Below are 23,105 nucleotides of genomic sequence, written 5' to 3'. Positions count from 1 at the left end.
TTATGGAATGGGATACAGTAATTGGGCTTGAGGTACATGTCCAACTTAAAACAAAATCCAAACTTTTTTCGGGTGCCTCTACTGCTTTTGGTTCGGCACCCAATACCCAAACCTGTTTGATTGACGCAGGCCTCCCTGGCGTTTTGCCTGTATTAAATCAAGAAGCCGTGACTATGGCGATTCAATTCGGCCTGGCTGTTCATGCAGATATTAATGATCAATCCATTTTTGAACGTAAAAATTATTTTTATCCCGATCTACCGAAAGGATATCAAATCAGCCAATTCCAAAAACCCATTGTAAGCAATGGCGTACTAAAGATTACTCTGGATGATGGCAGTGAACGTGAAATAGAAATTGTACGAGCCCATCTAGAAGAAGATGCTGGAAAGTCCTTACATGGTGTACAGCAAGGGTGTAGCGGCATTGATTTAAACCGCGCAGGCACCCCTTTATTGGAAATAGTAACTGCCCCTTGTTTGTATTCAGCGCAAGAAGCTATTAGTTATTTAAGAGCCTTACATCAATTAGTCCAGTTTTTAGGAATTTGTGATGGAAACATGCAGGAAGGATCTTTTCGCTGCGATGTGAATCTTTCGTTAAAGCCGAAAGGTTCCACTGTGTTAGGAACGCGAACGGAATTAAAAAATCTAAACTCCTTTCGTTATATTGAAAAAGCCATAGCTTATGAAGAATTAAGGCATCAAGATTTATTGGAGTGCGGCGGAAAAATCATACAAGAAACCCGTCTATATAATCCGGATACTAACAGCACACATACATTGCGTGAAAAAGAAAATGAAAATGATTACCGTTATTTCCCTGATCCTGATTTATTACCCATTCAAATCACTCGTTATCAAATAGCTGAAATAAAAAGGCAACTACCTGACTTACCAAGTAAAATTCGCGCCCAATTAAGTGAGATTTCGAATCTAAAGGGAGATGACATTGATTTTCTTCTTTCAGCTCCAGCAATCTATCACTTCTATAAAGACATCAAAACCATGAGTCACGCGACAGAAAAAGTGATTGTTAACTGGTTAAAAGGCCAATATGCAGCCGCATTAAATAATGAGCACTTAAGCTTTGAAACCCCTAGAGTATCTGCAAAAACGATGGCACAGCTTTTAGATAAACTGCATGAAGAGAGTATTTCATTAACAAATGCTCGTTCCTTATTTACATTATTATGGACGGGGGAAGAAGACATCGATGCACTTATTGAGCGAGAAGGTTATCACAAGGTTGATGATACCGTAGGCTTAGAAGAGATGATTGCTTCCCTACTCCTGCAATTTCCAGAGCAAACTGCTGAATATCGTGCGGGAAAGGAACGCCTACTAGCCTTTTTTGTAGGTCAAATAATGAAGCAGACGAAAGGACAGGCAAATCCAGAATTAATTAACAGGCTGTTGAAAAAGCATTTGGCTGGCTAAGAGCATCAAAAACAATATAGCCTGGTTGCGCGCAACCAGGATTCCTTAAACGGCATCACACAAGATTGCAATGAGCATAAGCATTTACGAATATTTTTTGGACGTCTTATATAATTAAAGAGGCTAACTAAACTCACCGTTGGGCTTTTCAGCCCAACGTAACAACAACACAATGATTATATGAACGAAAATAGAAAGAGTCGGTCGATAAGCCGGGTTCTGTCTTGGACAATCATTCATCTGGGACATGCGTCACCGCATGCCTCAAGCAACCTACCCGAATCCCGTACGGGTCGCACGTCATGACATTGTAGTCAAATGGATTCCTATTTGGTCTTGCTCCGAGTGGGGTTTTCCCTGCCACGTCTGTTGCCAAACGCGCGGTGCGCTCTTACCGCACCATTTCACCCTTACCTCCGAAGAGGCGGTATATTTTCTGTGGCACTTTCCGTAGGCTTACGCCTCCCAGGCGTTACCTGGCACTCTACCCTATGGAGCCCGGACTTTCCTCCCCTTACCGAGGCAAGGAGCGATTGTCTAACCAACTCTGTTACCAATAGTAGCAGAGTGCTTAGCTAAAGGCCACCAGAATACGTGCTTTATACGAAAAAACCACAAAAAACTATAACTTCACACGCAATATCAAATTAGAAATCGCGAGTACCGATGAACTCATCATCAAAATAACGCTTTAGCTTAGTACGCAAAGTACCACGGCTTACACCCAAAACACGAGCAGCTTTAGATTGATTGTAACGAGTTAATTCCATAACAGTTCTGAATAAAGGCGCTTCAACTTCTTCAACAATTAATTGATATAGGTTTAAGTTAGCATCTTTATTATTAACCGTAGTTAAATAGTTTTTTACAGCATGAACAACTTGATGCGAAAGCGACTCGCTGCTTTGCACCATAACTTCTGTACTCATTTAAGTCTCCTAGTACAAATTAACAAATAAATTATGCTCAGTAAATTCTCTCACTGAACACCATGGTCTATATAGTATCAAACATCTCAAAGAGTGTAAACATTGTTTTAATGATATTCATTTATTAAGGAAATATTAAGATAAAAAATTTTATCACTTAACGCGGCAAATCCCAAGGTTATTTCACTATTTAATTTTATTTATTATGCTCATAAAGGTTTTTTTTTGTACTAAACGTCTGTTTAATAATGAATAATTTTTATTTTTCTTAAGGAAAGCTTAAGGAAACCTTAAGAAAAAAAAATAATTTTCGTAAGGTAGGCTAATTATTGGACGATCAATTCGAAGGAAAAAAATTTAAAATTCTCAACTTCAATCTTAATATTAATACCCGAAGATTAAAAAAACACCACTTGAAGTCATATGAAACGCACTGAACCAATATTACTCCAAGCCACATCTAATGCAGCCTAGATGCAACTCAGTGCAATCCGGGAACCATTTTATTATTAAATAAATTGTGACCTTGCTTAAAAGCGTGTGACGAAGCAGCACTCAAAGGTTCAACCACGCAGGATTCGCAATGACAGCTGTTTTGGCTCAATCAGACATTAATACCGAGAGGAGCTATTCAACAGTAAAGCTCTCTCCACAACCACATTGACCTGTTTGATTTGGATTATTAAAAATAAATTTATAATTTAAGCCCTGCTTCACATAATCAACATTCATATTTCTAAGAAAAGGATAACTTGCCTTATCCACGCAAACCACATAACCCTCATTCAAAGGCATTACTAAATCACCTTCTACAGGAGCATGGACATAATCAACAACATAAGAAAAACCCGAACACCCAGTTTTTTTAACTGACAAACGCACACCCGCATGCCCAGTATTTTTTTGTAAATAAGAAATTAAGTGTTTTACTGCTGATTCAGTGAAACTGATTTCCGGCGTCAGCTCATTTACTGCATGTTGCATTACTACACTCATTATATATACCTCTAGGTATGCTGCTCATTCGCAAGCAACTTGTTATTCATTAAAATTAACGTTTCTTTAAAAACACTAAAAATTCGTAAAGCCAATGGATATTGAGTTACGGGGATATTCAACTCCTTCACCAATAACTGATAATCAATTGGCGGTAATTCATCAATTTGCTTACCCTCAATCTGCCGACATAACCACTCTAAGCCAGCAATGAGATAAGGATTCCCATTCGTTTTAAAACAAATACGCTGAATCACCCTATCCTGTCCACATTGCATATAGAGCTCAATAGTTCCTTGGCTTTTTTGATTATTTTTAACAGCAACCGTATGGTTATTTAGATCAATAATACCTACATGCTCAGGTAAAAAAAAATAATCAAGTACTGTTTTATTATACATCATAATGGGGACATGTTATGTAAATGGATCACTTGAGCATTAATCACCGCGATTGCATGCTCTACCTCTTCTTCTCGGGTAAAACGCCCTAAAGACAATCTAATCGAACTCTGCGCTAATTCATCAGATAACCCTATTGCCTTTAAGACATAAGAAGGCTGGATACTTGCTGAACTACAGGCTGAAGTAGTAGATACCGCCAAATCACTCAAAGCGAGTAATAACGAATCACCATCCAATCCTTTAAAACTGATGTTCAAATTACCCGCAATACGTTGTTGCTCATGACCATTGAACTGAATTCCGGGTAAGTGTTTAATTCCATCCCATAATTGTTGGCGAAAATGTAAAAGGCGCGCTTGCTCTTCTTCACGTGCACGTTCAGACAGGGCAAATGCCTCCCCCATACCAACAATTTGATGCGTTGCCAATGTACCTGAACGCAAACCGTTTTCATGTCCACCACCAAAAGTTTGCGGCTGCAACCTCACTCTAGGCCGTTGACGGACATATAGGGCCCCAATGCCTTTAGGTCCGTAGCACTTATGGGCCGAAAAAGACATTAAATTGACGGGAAGTGTACTCACATCAATAGCAAGGCGCCCTGCGCTTTGTGCTGCATCGACATGAAAAATGATGCCCTTACCTTTCAATAGCTCGCCAATGGCCGCAATATCTTGAATCACACCAATTTCATTATTCACATGCATAATCGACACCAGAATGGTATCGGGTTGTAAGGTTCGTTCCAATTGCTGCAAATCCAGCAAACCATCAGCATCTGGCTCAAGATAAGTGACTTGAAAACCATCTTTCTCTAAACGATGAAAACTATCCAGCACTGCTTTATGTTCAGTGCTCATGGTAATCAGATGCTTACCCTTGTTCTGATAAAAATGTGCAGCACCAATAATCGCTAGATTATCGGCCTCTGTGGCCCCAGAAGTAAAAATAATCTCTTGAGGAGAAGCCTGAATCACCTCAGCAATCTGGCTACGCGCATGATCAACAGCATGAGCAGCTCTACGACCAAAGTCATGCGTAACAGAAGCAGGATTACCAAAATCACCATCAGGGCCTAGAAAATGCAGCATGCGCTCAACCACCAGTGGATCCACCGGGGTTGTGGCCATATAATCTAGATAAATAGGAATCTTAATTTCCGTCTTCACTCTTACCTCGTTTGCTAGCCCATTCCAGTGATTTTTGAACCTGGCTTAACATACCCCGTAAAATACTAACTTCCATCTTTTCCAAGTTCACTCTATTAAACAAGCGTCTTACGCGCTGCATTAGGCGTCTTGGATTTGCTTCCTTTAAAAACTTAATTTCAATAAACACTTCTCTTAAGTGCTCATAAAATTGTTCAATTTCCTCAGCAGTAGCATATTCATCAGCTCGTAAAGAAACTTCGGCCTTAGGCGCTAGTAGTTTCATACGTAATTCATAAGCAACAATTTGCACTGCCTGAGATAAATTAAGTGAGCTGTACTCAGGGTTACTTGGAATATGTATATGATAATGACATTTTAGCAGTTCTTCGTTAGTAAGACCGGCATATTCTCGTCCAAATACAATAGCAATTTGGGTTTTATCCGCTTGCTTGCTCACCAACTCAGCACTTTCAGCCGGAGTTAGTCCAGGCAAAGAGAGCCCTCGAGGTCTTGCACTGGTAGCTAAAATTAACTGGCAACCTATTAAAGCCTCATCGAGGGTTTCGGTAACCACTGCAGCTTCTAAAAGATCATCAGCACCAGCAGACATTTCGCGAGCTTTCATGTCAGGAAAAGACTTAGGACTAACCAAGTAAAGAGAATTTAGTCCCATAGTTTTCATAGCTCGAGCAGTTGAACCAATATTACCTGGATGTGATGTACCAACTAAAATAATACGAATTGAACTTAAATTCATAAAAACGATTTAACTTAACGCAAAAGAGACGTATATGATATCATTTAAGTGCTTTTGCACCTAGCTGAATCCTATTAAGGCATCATGTAAGTGAAAAGAGTTACCTTGGTACAAAAAAAATATGCTAGAATCACCGGTTTTGTAAATTCAACGAGAAATCCATGGAACCACTTTTAAATATTGCAGTGAATGCGGCACGTCAAGCCGGGGAAATTATTATTCGCCACATGGAGCAAGTGGATCATCTCAAACTTACCGCGAAAGCGCCTAATGATTTCTTTACCGAAGTAGATATTAAAGCGGAACAGGCAATTATCAACACCATCCGTAAAGCCTACCCAGAACATGGAATTCTAGCTGAAGAAAGTGGAATGCAAGAAGGCGCTGATGAGGATGCGGTCTGGATCATTGACCCTTTAGATGGCACCTCTAATTACTTGCATGGGTTCCCATTTTTTTCTGTTTCAATTGCGTTAAGAATTAAAGGAAGGATAGAGCATGGGGTTATCTACGACCCACTTCGTCATGAATGCTTTGCTGCCAGCCGTGGACGTGGAGCACGCTTAAATGATCGAAGAATACGCGTATCAAACCAAACTCAATTAAGTGCCTCACTTTTAGGAACCGGCTTCCCTTCTCGTGACGCAAGTATAGGCCAGCGCTATTTACCTGCATTCGAAGCCCTATTTGGCAAATGTGCAGGAATAAGAAGAACAGGCTCCGCCGCCCTTGACTTGGCATATGTTGCCAGTGGCCGTATTGACGGCTTTTGGGAGTTAGGCTTACGCCCTTGGGATATTGCCGCAGGTTCATTGATAGTTAGAGAAGCAGGTGGTTTAATCAGCGATGTTCAAGGCGGTGAAGACTTCTTAAAGCATGGCGATGTAGTAGCAGGAACACCTAAAGTCTTTAAAGCATTATTACAAACAATCTCTCCTACTTTACGATAAAACATATTAGTACTCTTAAAATAATGTAACCTGGTTGCTCGCAACCAGGCTTTCCTTAAACGACAGTCGAATTATAGTAATAAAACAAGGAGAGCCTTCGCACAAAGCAAAATAATAGCCCGAATCCAGTTCCCAGCCACAAAGAGTGATATAATGAACTCGACCTGTCATAACGACTACCATAATAGGAGCTTGTGGTGAGTAAGCAATTCACTAAAAAACATAATGACGCACCGCGTATTAAAAATTATATGACCCCTATTGGTTTTTCAATGTTGCAAACTGAATTACGTGATTTAGTTAGTAATGAACGACCTAAAATTGTGGGTGTAGTAAGTTGGGCAGCGAGTAATGGTGATCGCTCGGAAAATGGTGATTATATTTATGGAAAAAAGCGCTTACGCGAAATTGATAGGCGCATTCGCTATTTGACGAAACAACTAGAAAGCGCCGTAATTGTCGACCCCAAACTTCAAGTAGGCCTTCCTCAAGTATTTTTTGGCGCCACAGTCCAATATACTAATGAATGTGGTGAATCCCTTACTGTCAAAATTGTGGGGTTAGATGAGGCAGATATTAACGTAGGAAAAATAAGCTGGATTTCCCCTTTGGCGAAAACATTATTGAAGGCTAGAGTTGGCGATAATATAACCTTACGAGTTAGTGATGGTGTGCGTAATTTAACGGTGACCAATATTTTTTACGGCGAGTAATTTAAACACTACCGATTAATCTTTTAGCATCTTGCAAAGGTATTCTTTCATCATCAATCCAAATTGTCAGGCTACGAAATCCATTTCTTGAAAAGGCTCATTTTCTACTATCTCAGTGCATTATGATGCCGTACAGAAAAAATTGACTCGCAAAAAAGTAATATGTATCATATTTGACCCTTTTATGACAATGTTTTGAAGAAAACATCATAAATTTTTGAGGTCCTATAATGCGTTTAATTTCTTTCCTGTTATTGTTTATTTCCAATGCCGTCTCAGCAACTACTCTTGAATTCGATGTAGCCAATATTATCCCTCAACAAAATTTAATTCGGACGGTCAAAATTGAAGCCGAAAGTCTTCAAGCAGAAATGACTCTAAATAATGGGCAAATCTTGGATCCTTTAGCTACGAGCTCATGGCCTTCATTTTCTGAAATTGCTCAAATTTTAGTACAAGGACCCGAAGTAGAATTCAAAGTTCTCACAAAAAATGGTAGCGAATGGACACGCTCTTTAGGTTCTTTTGATTTAAAATTCTTAAATGTTGTTAATGCTAATCGAAGAGAAATGAGCCTAGATTTGCATGCTGTAACTCTTCATAAAGTATTTGAGCAGAAAAATACTAAAAAATCAGCCAGCTTTGGCCATTATCTGCTCAAAGCCTTAATGCTAATCGCGAAGGGAAACATCCATGTTAATTTATTAATAGCTACGGATTTAGAGGAAAATGCTCACCCCTTAATAAAAATGACATATGAGCTAAATAAGCAAAGCTTAGACTTTGAATTACAAGATCAACTCAATGAGCTAACGAGCGGAACCTGGAAAATTTATAGCAATGGGCTGGGGCAAAACTCTTTAGTAGATCTGCTCATAAAGGCACTACGTACTATGAGTGAGGAATATAAAAACTTAAAAGAAAAGACAGCGTATGATCAATTGCTCCAAAAAGCATTCTACGGCATAGAGTTATTTTTGGATTTTACCGCGCCGATTTCTGAATGGAGTGGTATTGGCTTAACGATAGAAGGCTCGTTTGATTATCTGTCTAATAGCAGTGTTTTTTCCACGCATATTAATAACTACGTCCAACTTGATGCTTACAATGGAAGCTGGAGCACCTCTTTTGGCAGTAAAAGTTATATGTCTCTCGGCATCGCCGATTCGCCGACGTGGAGTCAAGAATTTAATCTAAAAAATCCAGCTAATGACCTGCAAAAAATAGCTGAATGGGTTCAACGTAATGGGGCCAATCAGCTTGCTGAACTAATTAATATGCCTTCTATAAAATATTATATTGATTATTTTCCCAAGTATTTTATACAAGGGTTGACTGTAGTTATGTCAAGTTTAGGGGAAAATCAAGAGGATAAAACGATGTCTTTTAAATTTGTTGGCAATTCTGATGGTTCCTTTACTATAGGGGGCTTAAATACTTCGGAAGTGTCTTCTTTAATTGTTGCTAAAATCAAAGAAAAAATGAGTGGTTGGTAAAATAATTCATTGCTTATCAAAAGCTCACCAATGAAAATGAATCAGAGCAAAGGCCACCAAGTGGCCTTTGCTATTTTAATAAATGTAACTTACAGGATATTTACGTAGCTCATAGGCTGTATACAGGAACTTGGACTACAACATCCCATATTACGCTGCGCGAATATGGCTACGTAAATTTGAAGGAATCTATCTAATTCCCGCTCTCATACCCAAACTAGATGGCAACTCATCAGCCATTGCTGTACCTAAGTTTTTTGTTACGCGGTCAAAAATATTTTGCTTATGCGTGTAATCAATTAATGAATCGATTTTAATAACATCGCGGGCCAATTGACCACTGCTAGCAAAGCCATCAATCAAACCTAAAGGATAAGCTTGCTCTCCAGTCCACATAAGCCCTGAAAAAGTATCATTATCAATATGCAAACGACTTCCACGCCCTTCTTTAACACGATTAATAAATTGCTCATGCACTGTATCAAGCATTACTTGTAATTTTTGTTTTTGCGCATCAGTTTCTGGAGAGAATGGGTCTAAAAATCCTTTATTTGCTCCTGAAGTTTGTAGTCTGCGGCTAACTCCGACCTTATTCATGACATCCACAAAACCAAAACCGCTATAGATAACCCCGATTGAGCCCACCATGCTTGCCGGACTAGCATAAATATCATCCGCAGCAGCTGCTACGTAATAGGCGGCAGAAGCACACAAATCAACACATACTGCGTAAATTTTAACATCAGGATGTTTAGTTCGATAGTATTTAATGGCATTGTACATATACTCTGCCTGTACTGGACTACCACCAGGGCTATTAATTCGAATGATTAAGGACTTTAATCCCGAATTTTTATATGCCGATTCCATTCCCTTTGCAAAATCATCAGCATTAGCCGGCTTCGCATCAAATATTTCACCATTCAGATCAATCAATCCCACATGCGGTTTTGTATTAGAACCGGATTCATCATTGCCACTAGACATAAGCTGGTACGCAATAAAAAGGACTATTAATAAGTACACCACCCGCATAAACCAGCGCCATCGTCGCTTACGTTTTTGCTCTTTTATGTAGTCTATAATAATTTGATTAAGCAAAGCTTGCGAATCAGGATTAGAATTAGAGTTAGAAGAAGTTTCTTTAGTCATATTAATCACTTGAAATAATTAAATTAAACCTCATTCTACGGTAGATAAGATAGAAATAACACCCATAAGATAAGGTGAATAAATATGCGAATGGACAAATTGACCTCAAAATTCCAAATGGCTTTAGCTGATGCCCAATCTTTAGCCTTAGGTGGAGATAATAACTTCATTGAACCTGAACATTTGATGAAAGCGCTCTTGGATCAACAAGGCGGGAGTTGCCGACCTTTGCTTAGTAAAGCAGGGGTAAATATTTCAATCTTAAGAACACATTTAGATCAAGCATTAGATAAGCTCCCTAAAGTGTCTGGAGTTGGTGGTGATGTTCATATCTCCAATTCATTAAATCGACTCTTGAACCTTACTGACAAAATAGCTCAGCAAAAAAAAGATAATTTTATCTCCAGCGAGTTATTTGTCTTAGCAGCTATCAATGAAGAAAGCAGTTCTCTAGCGCGTCTGTTAAAACAAGCTGGCGGCGACCCCAAAGCCATTGATAATGCTATTAATGAGCTTCGTGGGGGCGACACGGTAAAGGATGCCAACGCGGAAGAACAACGCCAAGCGCTAGAAAAATATACTCTTGATTTAACTGCGCGTGCCGAACAAGGTAAATTAGACCCTGTTATTGGACGTGATGATGAAATTCGTCGAACCATTCAAGTACTGCAACGACGTACGAAAAATAACCCCGTTTTAATTGGTGAACCGGGAGTCGGTAAAACAGCCATTGTCGAAGGCTTAGCTCAACGCATCATCAATGGTGAAGTGCCTGAAGGCTTGAAGAATAAACGGCTGCTATCCCTTGATATGGGAGCACTCATCGCTGGTGCAAAATTCCGTGGTGAATTTGAAGAGCGCCTTAAAGCGGTACTCAATGATTTGGCGAAACAAGAAGGTCAAATTATTCTCTTTATCGATGAAATTCATACCATGGTAGGCGCGGGTAAAGCTGAAGGGGCTATGGATGCTGGAAATATGTTAAAGCCAGCTTTAGCACGCGGAGAGTTACACTGTATTGGCGCCACTACACTTGATGAATATCGCCAATATGTTGAAAAAGATGCAGCTTTAGAGCGTCGTTTCCAAAAAGTACTCGTTAATGAGCCTACTGTTGAAGATACTATTGCTATTTTACGAGGCTTAAAAGAACGCTATGAAGTACATCATGGTGTGGAAATTACCGACCCAGCAATCGTTGGTGCAGCGACTTTATCTCATCGTTACATCACCGATCGGCAATTGCCGGATAAAGCTATTGATCTCATTGATGAGGCAGGAAGCCTTATCCGTATGGAAATCGATTCAAAACCTGAAAGTATGGATAAATTAGAGCGTCGCCTTATTCAATTAAAAATTGAGCGTGAAGCACTGAAAAAAGAACATGATGAAGCATCCAAAAAACGATTAGAGGACTTACAAAATAGCATTGATGAGCTCGAACAAAACTACTCTGATCTTGAAGAAGTTTGGAAAGCTGAAAAAGCAACAATGCAAGGTGCAACTCAAATTAAAGAGGCTCTAGAGAACGCCAAACAAGAAATGGAAATGGCTCGCCGTGCCGGTGATTTGAGCCGTATGTCTGAGCTGCAATATGGACGCATCCCTGAATTAGAAAAACGCCTCACTCAAGTTGCTTCAGCTGAGGAACATGAAACTAAATTAGTCCGTAATAAAGTCACTGAAGATGAAATTGCCGAGGTGGTTTCGAAGTGGACTGGTATCCCTGTTTCTAAAATGATGGAAGGCGAACGAGAAAAACTCTTAAAAATGGAAGAGGTATTACATCAGCGTCTCATCGGACAAGAGGAAGCTATTAACGCCGTATCCAATGCTATACGTCGTTCTCGTGCTGGATTAGCAGACCCCAATCGACCTATAGGCTCCTTTTTATTTTTAGGACCTACAGGTGTAGGTAAAACGGAGTTATGTAAAGCATTAGCGGCATACCTCTTTGATACTGAAGAAGCCATGATACGTATTGATATGTCTGAGTTCATGGAGAAACACTCTGTTGCCCGTTTAATTGGCGCTCCTCCTGGCTATGTGGGCTATGAGGAAGGTGGTTATTTAACCGAGGCGGTTAGACGGCGACCATATTCAGTCATTTTACTTGATGAGGTAGAAAAAGCGCATACCGATGTATTTAACATTCTCTTGCAGGTAATGGATGATGGTCGTCTCACTGATGGGCAAGGTCGTACTGTGGACTTTCGTAATACGATTATTGTCATGACCTCTAATTTAGGCTCTCATGTCATTCAAGAAATGGGTAGTAAATGCAGTTATGAAGAGGTGAAAAATGCGGTTATGGAACTTGTAGGCCAGCATTTCCGTCCTGAATTTATCAACCGTATTGATGATACTGTAGTATTTCATTCGTTGGCTCAAGCACAGATTGCCAAAATTGCTGACATCCAAATTGAACATCTACGTAAGCGTTTAGTTCAACAAGAAATCCATCTTGATGTCAGCACAGAAGCCCTTGCTCATTTAGCTGAAGCTGGCTTTGATCCGGTGTATGGAGCACGTCCTTTAAAACGTACGATTCAACAGCAGCTTGAAAATCCATTGGCACAATCAATATTGTCTGGGAAATTTAAGTCTGGAGACACCATACGTGTTGAGTATAAGGATGGCCTGATGCAGTTTACAGTTTAAAAGTTACCTGGTTGCTTGCAACCAGGCTACATTACATTACCAAAGAATGTGCCGTTTCTTCACCTAACATGACAATTAATTGCGTGGTCTGGCTTATCATTGTTTTTGATGCGCCAAAAAATTTGTAATCTAATTGAACTTCACCTTCAGGAGCAAGCACATCACTAGGCTCTGCTACAGCATCAGCATAAGCTTTAAAAGCCTTAAGACAAGCTACCTGCACTTCTATTGTAAGCTTCTCACTAAAACCAAAAATATCAGTCATTTGTGTAGTTAACTTTTTATCTAAATTTCCTTGTTTCAATAACAATACATAAGCACCACAACATATACTACGACTTGGATCAGTATTAGAGGTCACTAATTCTTTTAAAAATTTATTATAATCATTGCTGGCGATGTAAGTCTCATTATTCAATATACCTTCAAGTAGGTATTGTATATGCTCTTTTTCGCTCGCTTTTTCAGGTTTGGATTGATAATATTGATTAAGATGTTGAACAATGCTCTCTCTATTTAGCGCACTAAAGTTTTTGTGGGTTTTAGCTAAACTTGCACACCAACCTTTTATTTCTCGCTCAACGGGCTGATTTTCCTGATCAAGCTTTTCCATTAATGACTGAAAAAAATCAATTGCTGCAAAATTTCGAACCATAGATTTCCCACGCTCTTTATAAAGGGAAATCATTTTCTCTAAGTTGCTTTTGAAATTAGGATCGACCGTATTAAAATGCTCATATGTTTCATATCGCTTCTTTTTTACCAACTTTTTCTCTTTGCCAACCAGTTCCTCGACCTCAACCTCCATATCCATATTTTCTTGAAATACCTCCAAGGCATTAATTATGGTATAGTCATCTAGTTTATTGGCGTCACTAAGTGCTAATGCACTCTTTACGGCATTATACAAGCGACAATCATTGAGATTCCAAAGATTTTTGCTGCTAAACCATGAATAAAGATTAAGTCTAGATTTATTATAATCGTTATATTCGGTTTCGATTCTCAAAAAACGATGGATTAATCCGCCCAATAAATAAAGCGTTGCTCTTTTTATCTCTTTGGGGGTCCCATTAATAAAACCACGTACCTCATCCGCCAATTTAGGAAATACATCACGATCACTTCCTCGACCAGTCTGGCATTGACTAACATGCTTATTGACTCGAGCCAGTAAAATCAAAAGGGGATTGTCTGTTATTTCAGCTCCATTTTTCCATGCCTCTTCCTTTTCCTCTTCGCTCATCCCGATTGTATAACGTGCTAAATAATTAGAATATTCTCTCTTTAAATTCTGAATATTAGTTCTTAGAAATTCATACCCTACTGTTTTTAATGTCATACAATCTCCTTTTGCTAATACCCTAATCCTAAGGATTTTTTCTCTAACAGCTAAAATCTATACTGAACTCTTAGCTTGATATATCTATTCTCTAAAATTGTTTAAGAGCATAGTAAATACCGGCGTGTCATTAATCTCTAAGGGCACTCTTTTTTTTATAACAACCAATCTGAAATATTGCAACTATTAATTTAACTAATTGAACAGAAAAAGAATCATTAGCATTTTTTGGTAAGAAAGTATTGAGCTGTGAAGGAATAGGAACAGCTAACTATGCCCCTTGGACAAGCCTCGGGACATAGCTTACCTCTTAATATTAGCAATGAATACTAGAATAACGTGCGTCAATTGAGTTAATTAATTGTTGATGAATACCATTAAATCCACGATTACTCATTACTAAAATAGCATCGCCCTCTTGCACAGAGCCAGTAATTTCTTTGACAATTTCCTCAGTATTTTTACAAACATAATAAGGACAAGTCCAATTGCCAATAGTTTCCGTAAGATCAAAATCATGAGGTTCTAGTACATAGGCGCCCTGGACAGGTGCTAAAGCTTGTGCCATTTCCGCTGCGTGTACTCCGGTACGCATGGTATATGAAGCAAATTCAAGAACAGCAAAAATACGATGATGTCGATTACTTCGTTTTAAGGCGTCAATCGTGCGAGTAATTGCCGTAGGATGATGGGCAAAATCATCATAAACAGTTATCCCATACTTATTTGATTTTACTTCCAATCGGCGTTTTACTGGCGTAAAGCGCTCTAAAGCTGCTGCAGCAACTTTTGGATCTACACCAGCGTTTACACTTGCAGCAAGCGCAGCTAAAGCGTTTTCCACATTAAAGCGCCCTATTAAAGACCAATTAATTTCAGCTACTTCTTCACCGCGATGTAGAACTTTGAATGAACTACCATTTTCCTCAATTAGTTTAGCACACCATTCCGCATCACCATGTAAAGCAAGTTCCTCCACACGTGAGTAACTGCCTCGAGCCAAGACCTCATTCAGAGCTTTATCATCACGCGGTTTAATAGCAACACCACTAGCTGGAATAGTCCGCAGCAAATAATGGAATTGCTGCTGGATTGCCGCTAAATCAGGATAGATGTCTGCATGATCGAACTCAAGATTGTTTAATATAGCAATGCGCGGACGGTAATGCATAAATTTAGGTCTTTTATCAAAAAAGGCACTGTCGTATTCATCCGCTTCAATAACAAACCATTTTCCACTTCCTAGGCGCGCACTGGTTTTAAAATCAGAAGAAACACCGCCAATTAAAAATCCAGGGTTTAATCCTGCTTGATCCAATATCCAAGAAACCATAGACGTTGTCGTCGTTTTACCATGAGTTCCTGCAACAGCTATAACTTGATATTTGGATAAAATATTTTCTGCAAACCACTGCGGCCCGGAAGTATAATTTTTTCCGGCTTCAATGACTGCTTCAAGAACAGGCATACCGCGTTTAATCGCATTACCGACAATTACTACATCCGCTTTTAATGCCAAACTGGCATCCTCATATCCCTCGGTCCAAGTGATGCCTTTGGCGGTTAACAAATCACTAATTGGAGGATAACAGTTGGCATCACTCCCACTGACGGTATGGCCTGAGTCGCGTGCGAGTAGCGCAAGAGCGCTCATAAAAGTCCCACTTATCCCTAAAATATGTAAATGCATAATTCTCTCATTGTAGTGAAGAAACAGTTAAAATATTAACAGCAATTAAACCAAAAGCAGCGATCACTGATTGTATAGATGTAGTGCTCAGCGCATATTTATAAATATGTGCAGTAATCACAAATTGCCATACAGATAAGCCAATACTCGTAAATAAATAAAGAACACCTAGAAATAATAGTGCTGGGTTTTTTATGTGTATATGTGATAAATGCGGAGCAAAAAACACCAATGGCGCCACTAGAATATGAATAATGATACTAGTATAAAATAATGCTGTTACTGTTTGTACTAATCTTGAATTAAATCCTTTTAAAAATAATATGGCATAGGTATAAATAGCATAAGAAAAAAGCAAACTAGTAGCAATAATCAATAACCAACCAAGATCTCCTGAGGAGTTGTAATAAGAATAGTTCCATTCAATTACCATGATGATGGCTAACACAATACCACTTAAAAATGCGCGAATAATTGAATAAGGTGTATTTTCAGGGCTTTCCTTCAATAGACAAATATTCCAATATCGGCCCAAAACAAAGTGAATCATTTAAAACCTTCATTTTTATGTGTAGCCTGAATCGGTAAGCTTACTGCTACAGGTTACAGCGTGGTTGATTAGGCAATATCTCGACACCTTGTGGAAAACTCACTCTTTCCATAATTAAGTTTAGTCTAGGAGAGGCAGATAATTCTACTATCTTGATAAAAATATTATGTTTTTTATATGGAAAATGCGTAATTCAGTATCCTATATACCGAGTAAATACTGTAAATGACAATAGTTGCCGTGGGTGTTCTTGTATTCGAAATTCGTCAGGTAAGGAAGCCCAGTTGCAAGCAACCAGGCTCCGATAGCTAAATCAATCCAAATTAAGCTGATCTTTCATTAATCCTTGGCCTGCCTGGATGGGGTTATTCTTTTTCTTAACAATCGTCAATTGTTGTACTACCGGTTTTTTCCACGGGCCAGAAACCTTGTAGCTGTAAGCGGAAATTTTTTGCATGCCCTGATTAATAATTTTCGTCGCAACCCAGGTAGCAACACCAGCAACTGGACCACCTGCAATTGTTGCCACGATGGGCAAACTGGCAGTAATGTGCGGAGAGATTTTTAAATTCATATCATAAGTTTGTCTTACTAAATCTAAATCACCCTTCATACTTGCATAAGCAACAGGCCCATCAATATAACTGTCTTGGGTCGTCATTCTTCCCTTATGAATCGAGAAGTTACCTTGAAAGATATCAAAGCTGTAACCTTGTTGTGCTAAATCGCTAAAATCCAGTTGTAATCGTCGTGGTATTGTCTGCAAACTTAAGATACTTAGTAACTTACCTAAATCCAATTTTCCTTCAGTTGATTTGCTCAAATCAGTGATTCTGCCATTCTTAAGCTGCAAGAACATATCACCATTTAGTTTCGCTAATGAAAAACCAGCTAAATCGCTGTTCCAGCCACCTTTAAATTCGATATAGCTTTTTTTGGCACGGACTGAAGGATGAATACCCCAACGCTCAAGACTTTTAGCTAAATTAGTCATCTCGAGTTTTAAATGGAACGTCGACTGATCAGCTGTTTTCGTCTGTGACCATGCGCCATCGATGTTAAATTGGTATACAGGAGAATCAATCCGGCAATAATTCAATGACCAACGCTTCGAGTTTGACTGACTTTTTAAAGTCACATCACCAATGAGTACTGTCCCTACGGATAAGTTGTCAACTCGCAAATTAAGATTTGGAATTTGGCCTGGGTGGAATTTTTCCGAAGATTCGTTCGACTTAATATCTTTTGTATTTAACGTCTCTAAATGTAAGCGTTGAATATGACCACTTAACTCATTGGCGGACACACGATACAATAAATCTGCGGCGACATTTTTTTGATTTAGGCTAAAAGACCAATCTTTATTGGGCAACAACTTTGCTTTAACGGTCAATGCATCAAATTGCTGTTTCAAAATACTAACCTTATCTAACGTAACATTAATAATACTTAGTTTATTAAGTAAAGAAGGACCTGTGTTTTGCGTTAGTGCATATCGATTATATATATTCTTCCATTCACCTAGATCAAAACCCTTTAATGATCCAACCACCGCTAATCCTGGTAGTTTTTGACTAAGCGCAGCATTTGCGCTACCTAAACGTAACTGGCCTGAATCTAGATCTAAAGCACCATTAGTTGTCTTAAATAATAAATCTGTACTTAAACGTGCATCATAATTAGATTTCAAACGTATTGATTTATCCGGATTTAAATTCACACTCACTTCTAAAGGAAGTGTTTCTTCATCCGCTTTGCCAAGCGGCGCAGGTAAATTAACAGCCAAACCTTGCAATGAAGAAGTTAACTTAATTGTATCTACTTCTGAGGGATTGTTTGCCAATTTCAAAATGGCTTTAACAGGGAAAGATCCATTCAAGAAAGCAAGAACTGGCGCATTATGGCGAGTTTTCAATGAGTCAGCAGTCCAAGTGCCTTCTACAGCAATCGAGGTAGCTGGTTTTGGGGTTTGAACCGACTTAATCTTAATGTTAAGTGGATGCCCCAATGAGTTAGCAACTAATGAACTATCACTCACCCCATCATCAGTGAAGAACAATTCACCAGTTACACCCTTTAACATAAACTTCACGAACTCATACTTCACTGTAATGGTATTATCTTTAAAGTTTAAATCACCTTTAGCTAAGACCTTGTCGTTTTCAGGATATAAAGGAACTTGTAAATTGAGACTCAACTGAGCAAAGCCATCTATTGCCAATTGTTTTAATAGGGATAATTTACTTTTTAAAGGAGAAGACATCACATAATTCACCATTTTTTGCACGGGTGCATTGATGCTTCCTGTAATAATCAGGTTTTCTTTATTATTACCTATATTATCGATACGCAAATTCATTTGATTGACAGCAACACCTTGAAAATCTGCATTTACAATATCAATATTTAAATTACGATTAGTTAGTTGAATATCCCCTTCAATCTCTTTGATTATCTTCCATTTAGGATTAATGTAGAGTTCCCCACCACTTGCATGGCTTGTAATAGTAAACTCACCATTATGATCATCAAAGGGAAAGTCTTGGGCCATTCCATTTAAGCTAATAGTCCCGCTCATTTCAGCAATATGCTTCAAGTCACGTGTTAGCCAGGTATACAGCTTAGCTTTCATATGTTTTTTAGGGAGAAATGGAGCCCATTGCTCAATATTTTTACCTGAAAACTCTGCATTCAAACGGATAGCGCCAACCGAATCCTGCATCACCTGATCGACAGCCCCCTGCGCACTTAAAGTAAGTTCTGGTTTGCTTAGGACAAACCGGTCAATACTAATTCGTAACCCATCACTTAACTCTTTCCAATCGATAGCTCCATTAAGTAAAGTCAGATTTTGTGTAGGATAACCGTGGATAACAACCAGTGTATTCTCAGAATCCAACTCCAAACGCCCTTCTTCAGGCTGCCAATTGACTACGCCAGAAAGATTTCTTACTTCCGGTATTTTCTTTTTCGAGTTGCCATTCCATCCCAATTGATCAAAACGCGTGAGCACATAGCTAATTTCATTCCCTTGTGCCCATGTGTTGACAGGCTCCTGAGAAGCACTCGCTGATGATAATTGAGGAATCAGTGGAATACGGAAAGAAGGATCGGCAAGCCTCACCAAGACTTGGGTATCATGTAAAATACCTTGTGGTTTTATCTGCAGCAGATTTTGAATACTCTTAGGCCAATTAATCGCGTCTGAAAGTAATGACTCAATAATGATGCTCTTAATAAAAAACTGATACGTTTGTTGCTCATGATTATATTTCACCAAAAGCTGATTCTCAGGCCAATTTAAACCACCAACACGCAACTGGATGTGATCACCGTGTAACTGCCAACCTTGATTGTCTGGTTTCCAAGACAGGTTTGCAAAAAATGATTGGACTAACTGACTTTTTTCTTTATTGAGCAAACGCCAGGCCAAATGCTCTAATTTTACTTGAGCTTGTACCGATGCAACCGACCCTTTATGCACATCCATCCAGAGCTGTAAGCCCCCTTTCCCGCCTTCTAAATGCTCCGTCGCATTGGGAAATAAGCTTTGCCATTGAGCTGGCATAATATTTTGTGCAGAAAAATAAAACTTACCTTCTATTTCACCAAAATTATCAGGATCAAAATAGCCGTCCCCAAGCAACTGAAAATCTGTGCTATTAGTTTGATCCAGTCGAGCACTACCTTTTAATTTATAATGGCCACCATCATTCAATACAGAAACATTCAGGCCATCAACAGGAATCAAGCCGCCATCGCTAAAATGAAAATACATAGAAACGCGTTTAATGATTAAACGTTCTTGTTGGGATAGCCAAATTAAAATTTGTTTTGTTTTTTCAGGAGTCATATCCTCACTATTAAGCGTATCCGTGCTAATGCCATCAAGAGTCCAATGATCGCCTTTTTCTCTTAGCGTTAAATGCATGTCATCAATATAAAGAACACCGGGCTGGATCTGCCAGTTCCATATGGATCTAAAGACATTAATTCCTACAAGTAATTTATTTAAATGAAATGATTTTCTGGAGTCACTGCCTAATGTGACTTGCTTCAATTTAAGTACGGGTTGAAACCAATACCATCCTGTTTCCATAGTTTGAATGGTCACGGGCTGGCCTAAAAGGACAGATAGATGCTGTTCAACCTCACCTTTATATTGTTTTGCCCAAGGAGTTAGCGAACGAAACACGCTGGACAAAACAGCCATAAGAATAATGAGGATGGCGAGAGTCATCCAAATTTTTTTAAGAATCTTATTCACTGTATCCGCTTAATCATTCGTCGTTAAGTTCTCTACTATACCACTGCTTTTGTGCATACTCATCATTTTCTTTCTGTTCTTGGAGGTTCAATTTAGATTTTTGAGCCTTTTTAACACGCTCTATTAATAAATTAACACTCTCTTCAGAAATTTTAGCTTGCTTATAGGTTGATTCTGCATTTCGCCTTACCTTGGCAAGTTGTGCTAAATGACCATTTAACTGCACTAAAGCCATATCGAGATGGCTGATAAAATCAATGCGATTACGCAAACGCCTCACATAGGTACCTTGTTCGCCCATTGTTTCTAATTGTTGTAAATAATCTTGTCGATAACCAACTAATTGGTCATGCTTTTCTTTATTTTTGCTAAACTGCTCCTGTGCATGTAAAAGCTGTTGGTAGGCAGTGTTTGTTAAGTCTTTTTTTATTTCCCACAATTGCGTCAAGCGGTCCAATCGCTGATTCATGAATTAACTCCTACTCGAAGGGTTGTTGACATTTCGCTAGTCAGGGATAATAAGCTAAATAGTAGTAAGCTCAACGGCCAGTAAATGACTTCGCCAACTCGGATAATAAACGGGTACTCTCTTCATAGCTAACCTGCTCATTCATTCCCTGTTCCATGTATTTTCTGATCTTATCTCGAGCTAAGATAGCTTTATCCAAGTTAGGGTCCGAACCTTTTACATAAGCCCCCAACAAAATAAAATCTTTATTTTTTTCATAAAGAGATAAATACTTTTTCAGCTGCAGCATATCCTTCATTTGCTCTTCAGAAGCTATAGTTTGCATCACGCGACTAATGGATGCCTCTAAATCAATAGCAGGATATTGTCCTTCCTCGGCTAAAGAACGGCTTAAAACAATATGACCATCTAAAATAGCTCTCGCAGCATCAGCAATGGGATCTTGTAAATCATCACCTTCGGTTAATACTGTGTAAAATGCAGTAATTGACCCGCTTCCTGGCTCACCATTTCCTGCACGCTCAACCAGTTTAGGTAGTTTGGTAAATACCGAAGGAGGATAACCTTTAGTTGCTGGCGCCTCACCAATAGATAAGGCAATTTCACGCTGGGCCTGGGCAAAACGTGTCAAAGAATCCATTAACAGAAGCACATGTTTTCCCTGGTCACGAAAATACTCAGCAATACTGGTAGCAACTTTTGCGCCATGTAACCGTCTTAATGGGCTTTCATCCGCAGGAGCGGCGACAACCACGGCTCTCTTTAATCCCTCCTCCCCTAAGCTGCACTCAATAAACTCTTTAACTTCTCGACCTCGTTCCCCAATTAAACCTACCACAACAACATCAGCTTTTGTAAAGCGCGTCATCATACCTAATAAAACGGATTTACCCACTCCACTTCCTGCAAAAAGGCCAATTCGTTGACCACGCCCCACCGTGAGTAAACCATTAATTGCACGAATTCCAACGTCCATATGGGTATCTATAGCAGCTCTTTTGAGCGGATTAATTATTGCAGACTCTAATGGATAGGTTTCCGTCAGCTCAATAAGAGGTCCCTCATCAATAATCGCTCCTGAACCATTGACAATACGCCCTAATAAAGGCCAGCCAACATCGATTCTTGCCACACGACCAGTAGGGGCAATAATCATACCTGGAGCCAGTCCCTGAATGGCACCAATTGACATTAAATAGGCACGATCTTGGCCAAAACCAACAACTTCTGCTTCAATTGAATGAGATTCATTGACGTTAATAAAACAACGAGCTCCTACGGGTTGATTAAACCCTTTTGCTTCTAAAGTAAGACCAACCGCACGACTGATTCGTCCACAATGTAATAAACCAGAATGCTCCTGAGTACGTACATCAGACATTATTTTCACAAGGCGAGACTCATACTGTTCCATAACTTAATCCTGAACCTTCATGGGCATTAAATTGTCTTTTGTAATGTACTTGGAAAAAAGAGTTGCAAAACGGGTATGAATTCGGCCATCCAACTCGCTATGTTCACCTTTTAAATAAAAATCACCCCGATTTAATGTAGGATCTGCAGCCAAGATTTCATGCAATCCCGGGAGCTCGTTTTCTTTGATTTCAGCTTTAAGCCACTCAACATCTGATGGATGCATAGCCAACATGCGATGATTATTTAAGGTGGGTAGTTCCGTTTTAATTTCATTAAGTAAATCCCGCAATTTTTCTGGATTTACCGATAATTCAACAGCGATGCAATGTTGGCTGAGCCAGAGTATCGTTTGTAATGTTTCCTGGATAACATGTTCATCCAAAAGTTTTACTGGATTTTTAACTAAATCCAGCCAACGGATAAGCTCGTCCCTTTTTTTATTTATTTCTACTTGGCCTTGCTGTAATCCTTGTTCATAACCTTTTTGTATTGCCTCTTGCTTTAAACGCTCACATTCAATACGAAAGACTTCTCGTTCATCAACCGCGGGAGCTTCCTCTTCTTTTTTTTGCGTTGATTGATAATCCCAGACATTAAAATCATTATCATTAGTTTGTTTTGTACGATAAGGCTCAAATTTATTTGCCATGTAAAACCCTTAGTCCCTTATAGTTCACCCATGCTACGTCTTTTAAGTTAACACTGGGAATTAACACTGTCGCC

General features: G+C 39.1%; 18 protein-coding genes and 1 other RNA gene. 5 read left to right on the top strand and 14 right to left on the bottom strand.

Annotation, left to right across the window (positions count from 1 at the left end; all coding sequences use genetic code 11):
* Positions 1–2: 2 nt before the first annotated feature.
* Complete coding sequence (gene gatB, locus E1P08_RS00325; protein WP_133135038.1) at positions 3–1,439, top strand: Asp-tRNA(Asn)/Glu-tRNA(Gln) amidotransferase subunit GatB; 1,437 nt, start codon at positions 3–5, stop codon at positions 1,437–1,439.
* A gap of 192 nt (positions 1,440–1,631) precedes the next feature.
* Here gatB and rnpB read toward each other — a convergent pair.
* The 6 genes from rnpB to trmJ form a co-directional block, all read right to left on the bottom strand.
* Positions 1,632–1,988: RNase P RNA component class A (gene rnpB / locus E1P08_RS00320), an RNA gene on the bottom strand.
* Between the two features lie 98 nt (positions 1,989–2,086).
* On the bottom strand, positions 2,087–2,368 hold the full coding sequence (locus E1P08_RS00315; protein WP_133135037.1) for a helix-turn-helix domain-containing protein: 282 nt from the start codon (positions 2,366–2,368) through the stop codon (positions 2,087–2,089).
* Positions 2,369–2,995: 627 nt separating this feature from the next.
* Positions 2,996–3,364, bottom strand: a complete 369-nt coding sequence (locus E1P08_RS00310; protein ID WP_133135036.1) for a HesB/IscA family protein — start codon at positions 3,362–3,364, stop codon at positions 2,996–2,998.
* Between the two features lie 11 nt (positions 3,365–3,375).
* Positions 3,376–3,768, bottom strand: coding sequence for an iron-sulfur cluster assembly scaffold protein (locus E1P08_RS00305; protein ID WP_207387325.1), 393 nt, complete (start codon positions 3,766–3,768; stop codon positions 3,376–3,378).
* The gene (locus tag E1P08_RS00300; RefSeq protein WP_133135035.1) at positions 3,765–4,937 is read right to left on the bottom strand and encodes an IscS subfamily cysteine desulfurase; all 1,173 of its coding nucleotides are present in this window, start codon (positions 4,935–4,937) and stop codon (positions 3,765–3,767) included. Before E1P08_RS00300 ends, E1P08_RS00305 begins: the two co-directional genes overlap by 4 nt.
* Positions 4,921–5,676 (bottom strand): tRNA (cytosine(32)/uridine(32)-2'-O)-methyltransferase TrmJ, encoded by a 756-nt coding sequence (gene trmJ / locus E1P08_RS00295; protein ID WP_133135034.1) that lies wholly within the window; start codon positions 5,674–5,676, stop codon positions 4,921–4,923. The genes E1P08_RS00300 and trmJ overlap by 17 nt, the downstream gene beginning before the upstream one ends.
* Positions 5,677–5,837: 161 nt before the next feature.
* Here trmJ and E1P08_RS00290 point away from each other — a divergent pair, with 161 nt between their 5' ends.
* The 3 genes from E1P08_RS00290 (at position 5,838) to E1P08_RS00280 (ending at position 8,835) form a co-directional block, all read left to right on the top strand.
* On the top strand, positions 5,838–6,626 hold the full coding sequence (locus E1P08_RS00290) for an inositol monophosphatase family protein (protein ID WP_133135033.1): 789 nt from the start codon (positions 5,838–5,840) through the stop codon (positions 6,624–6,626).
* Positions 6,627–6,823: 197 nt separating this feature from the next.
* Entirely contained in the window at positions 6,824–7,339 is a 516-nt protein-coding gene (gene greB, locus E1P08_RS00285) for a transcription elongation factor GreB (protein WP_242602329.1), read from the top strand.
* Between the two features lie 230 nt (positions 7,340–7,569).
* A complete protein-coding gene (locus E1P08_RS00280; RefSeq protein WP_133135032.1) occupies positions 7,570–8,835 on the top strand; it encodes a hypothetical protein in 1,266 nt (421 codons plus the stop codon).
* A gap of 189 nt (positions 8,836–9,024) precedes the next feature.
* Here E1P08_RS00280 and E1P08_RS00275 read toward each other — a convergent pair whose 3' ends face one another.
* Entirely contained in the window at positions 9,025–9,987 is a 963-nt protein-coding gene (locus E1P08_RS00275; RefSeq protein WP_133135031.1) for a S49 family peptidase, read from the bottom strand.
* Positions 9,988–10,071: 84 nt separating this feature from the next.
* On the opposite strand from E1P08_RS00275, the gene clpB reads away from it, so the two are divergent.
* The gene (gene clpB, locus E1P08_RS00270; RefSeq protein ID WP_133135030.1) at positions 10,072–12,648 is read left to right on the top strand and encodes an ATP-dependent chaperone ClpB; all 2,577 of its coding nucleotides are present in this window, start codon (positions 10,072–10,074) and stop codon (positions 12,646–12,648) included.
* A 31-nt stretch (positions 12,649–12,679) separates the two neighbouring features.
* Here clpB and E1P08_RS00265 read toward each other — a convergent pair whose 3' ends face one another.
* From E1P08_RS00265 to E1P08_RS00235, 7 genes are all read right to left on the bottom strand, one after another.
* Entirely contained in the window at positions 12,680–13,990 is a 1,311-nt protein-coding gene (locus E1P08_RS00265) for a hypothetical protein (protein ID WP_133135029.1), read from the bottom strand.
* 316 nt (positions 13,991–14,306) lie between these two features.
* Positions 14,307–15,680: a UDP-N-acetylmuramate:L-alanyl-gamma-D-glutamyl-meso-diaminopimelate ligase gene (gene mpl, locus E1P08_RS00260; protein ID WP_133135028.1), complete on the bottom strand. Its 1,374-nt coding sequence runs from the start codon at positions 15,678–15,680 to the stop codon at positions 14,307–14,309.
* A gap of 7 nt (positions 15,681–15,687) precedes the next feature.
* Positions 15,688–16,230, bottom strand: a complete 543-nt coding sequence (locus tag E1P08_RS00255; protein ID WP_133135027.1) for a hypothetical protein — start codon at positions 16,228–16,230, stop codon at positions 15,688–15,690.
* A gap of 313 nt (positions 16,231–16,543) precedes the next feature.
* Positions 16,544–20,497 carry a YhdP family protein gene (locus E1P08_RS00250; protein WP_278041768.1) on the bottom strand — a complete coding sequence of 1,318 codons (3,954 nt, stop codon included), beginning with the start codon at positions 20,495–20,497 and terminating at the stop codon, positions 16,544–16,546.
* A 13-nt stretch (positions 20,498–20,510) separates the two neighbouring features.
* Positions 20,511–20,966, bottom strand: coding sequence for a flagellar export protein FliJ (gene fliJ, locus E1P08_RS00245; protein WP_133135026.1), 456 nt, complete (start codon positions 20,964–20,966; stop codon positions 20,511–20,513).
* 70 nt (positions 20,967–21,036) lie between these two features.
* Entirely contained in the window at positions 21,037–22,380 is a 1,344-nt protein-coding gene (gene fliI / locus E1P08_RS00240) for a flagellar protein export ATPase FliI (protein ID WP_133135025.1), read from the bottom strand.
* A 3-nt stretch (positions 22,381–22,383) separates the two neighbouring features.
* Positions 22,384–23,031 (bottom strand): flagellar assembly protein FliH, encoded by a 648-nt coding sequence (locus tag E1P08_RS00235; RefSeq protein WP_133135024.1) that lies wholly within the window; start codon positions 23,029–23,031, stop codon positions 22,384–22,386.
* Positions 23,032–23,105: the final 74 nt, after the last annotated feature.

Origin of the sequence: Legionella rowbothamii (assembly GCF_900639985.1) — a bacterium.
GTDB classification, from domain to species: domain Bacteria; phylum Pseudomonadota; class Gammaproteobacteria; order Legionellales; family Legionellaceae; genus Legionella; species Legionella rowbothamii.
The sequence above is the reverse complement of the archived record's forward strand: the minus strand, read 5'-3'. Positions and strand labels throughout refer to the sequence as shown.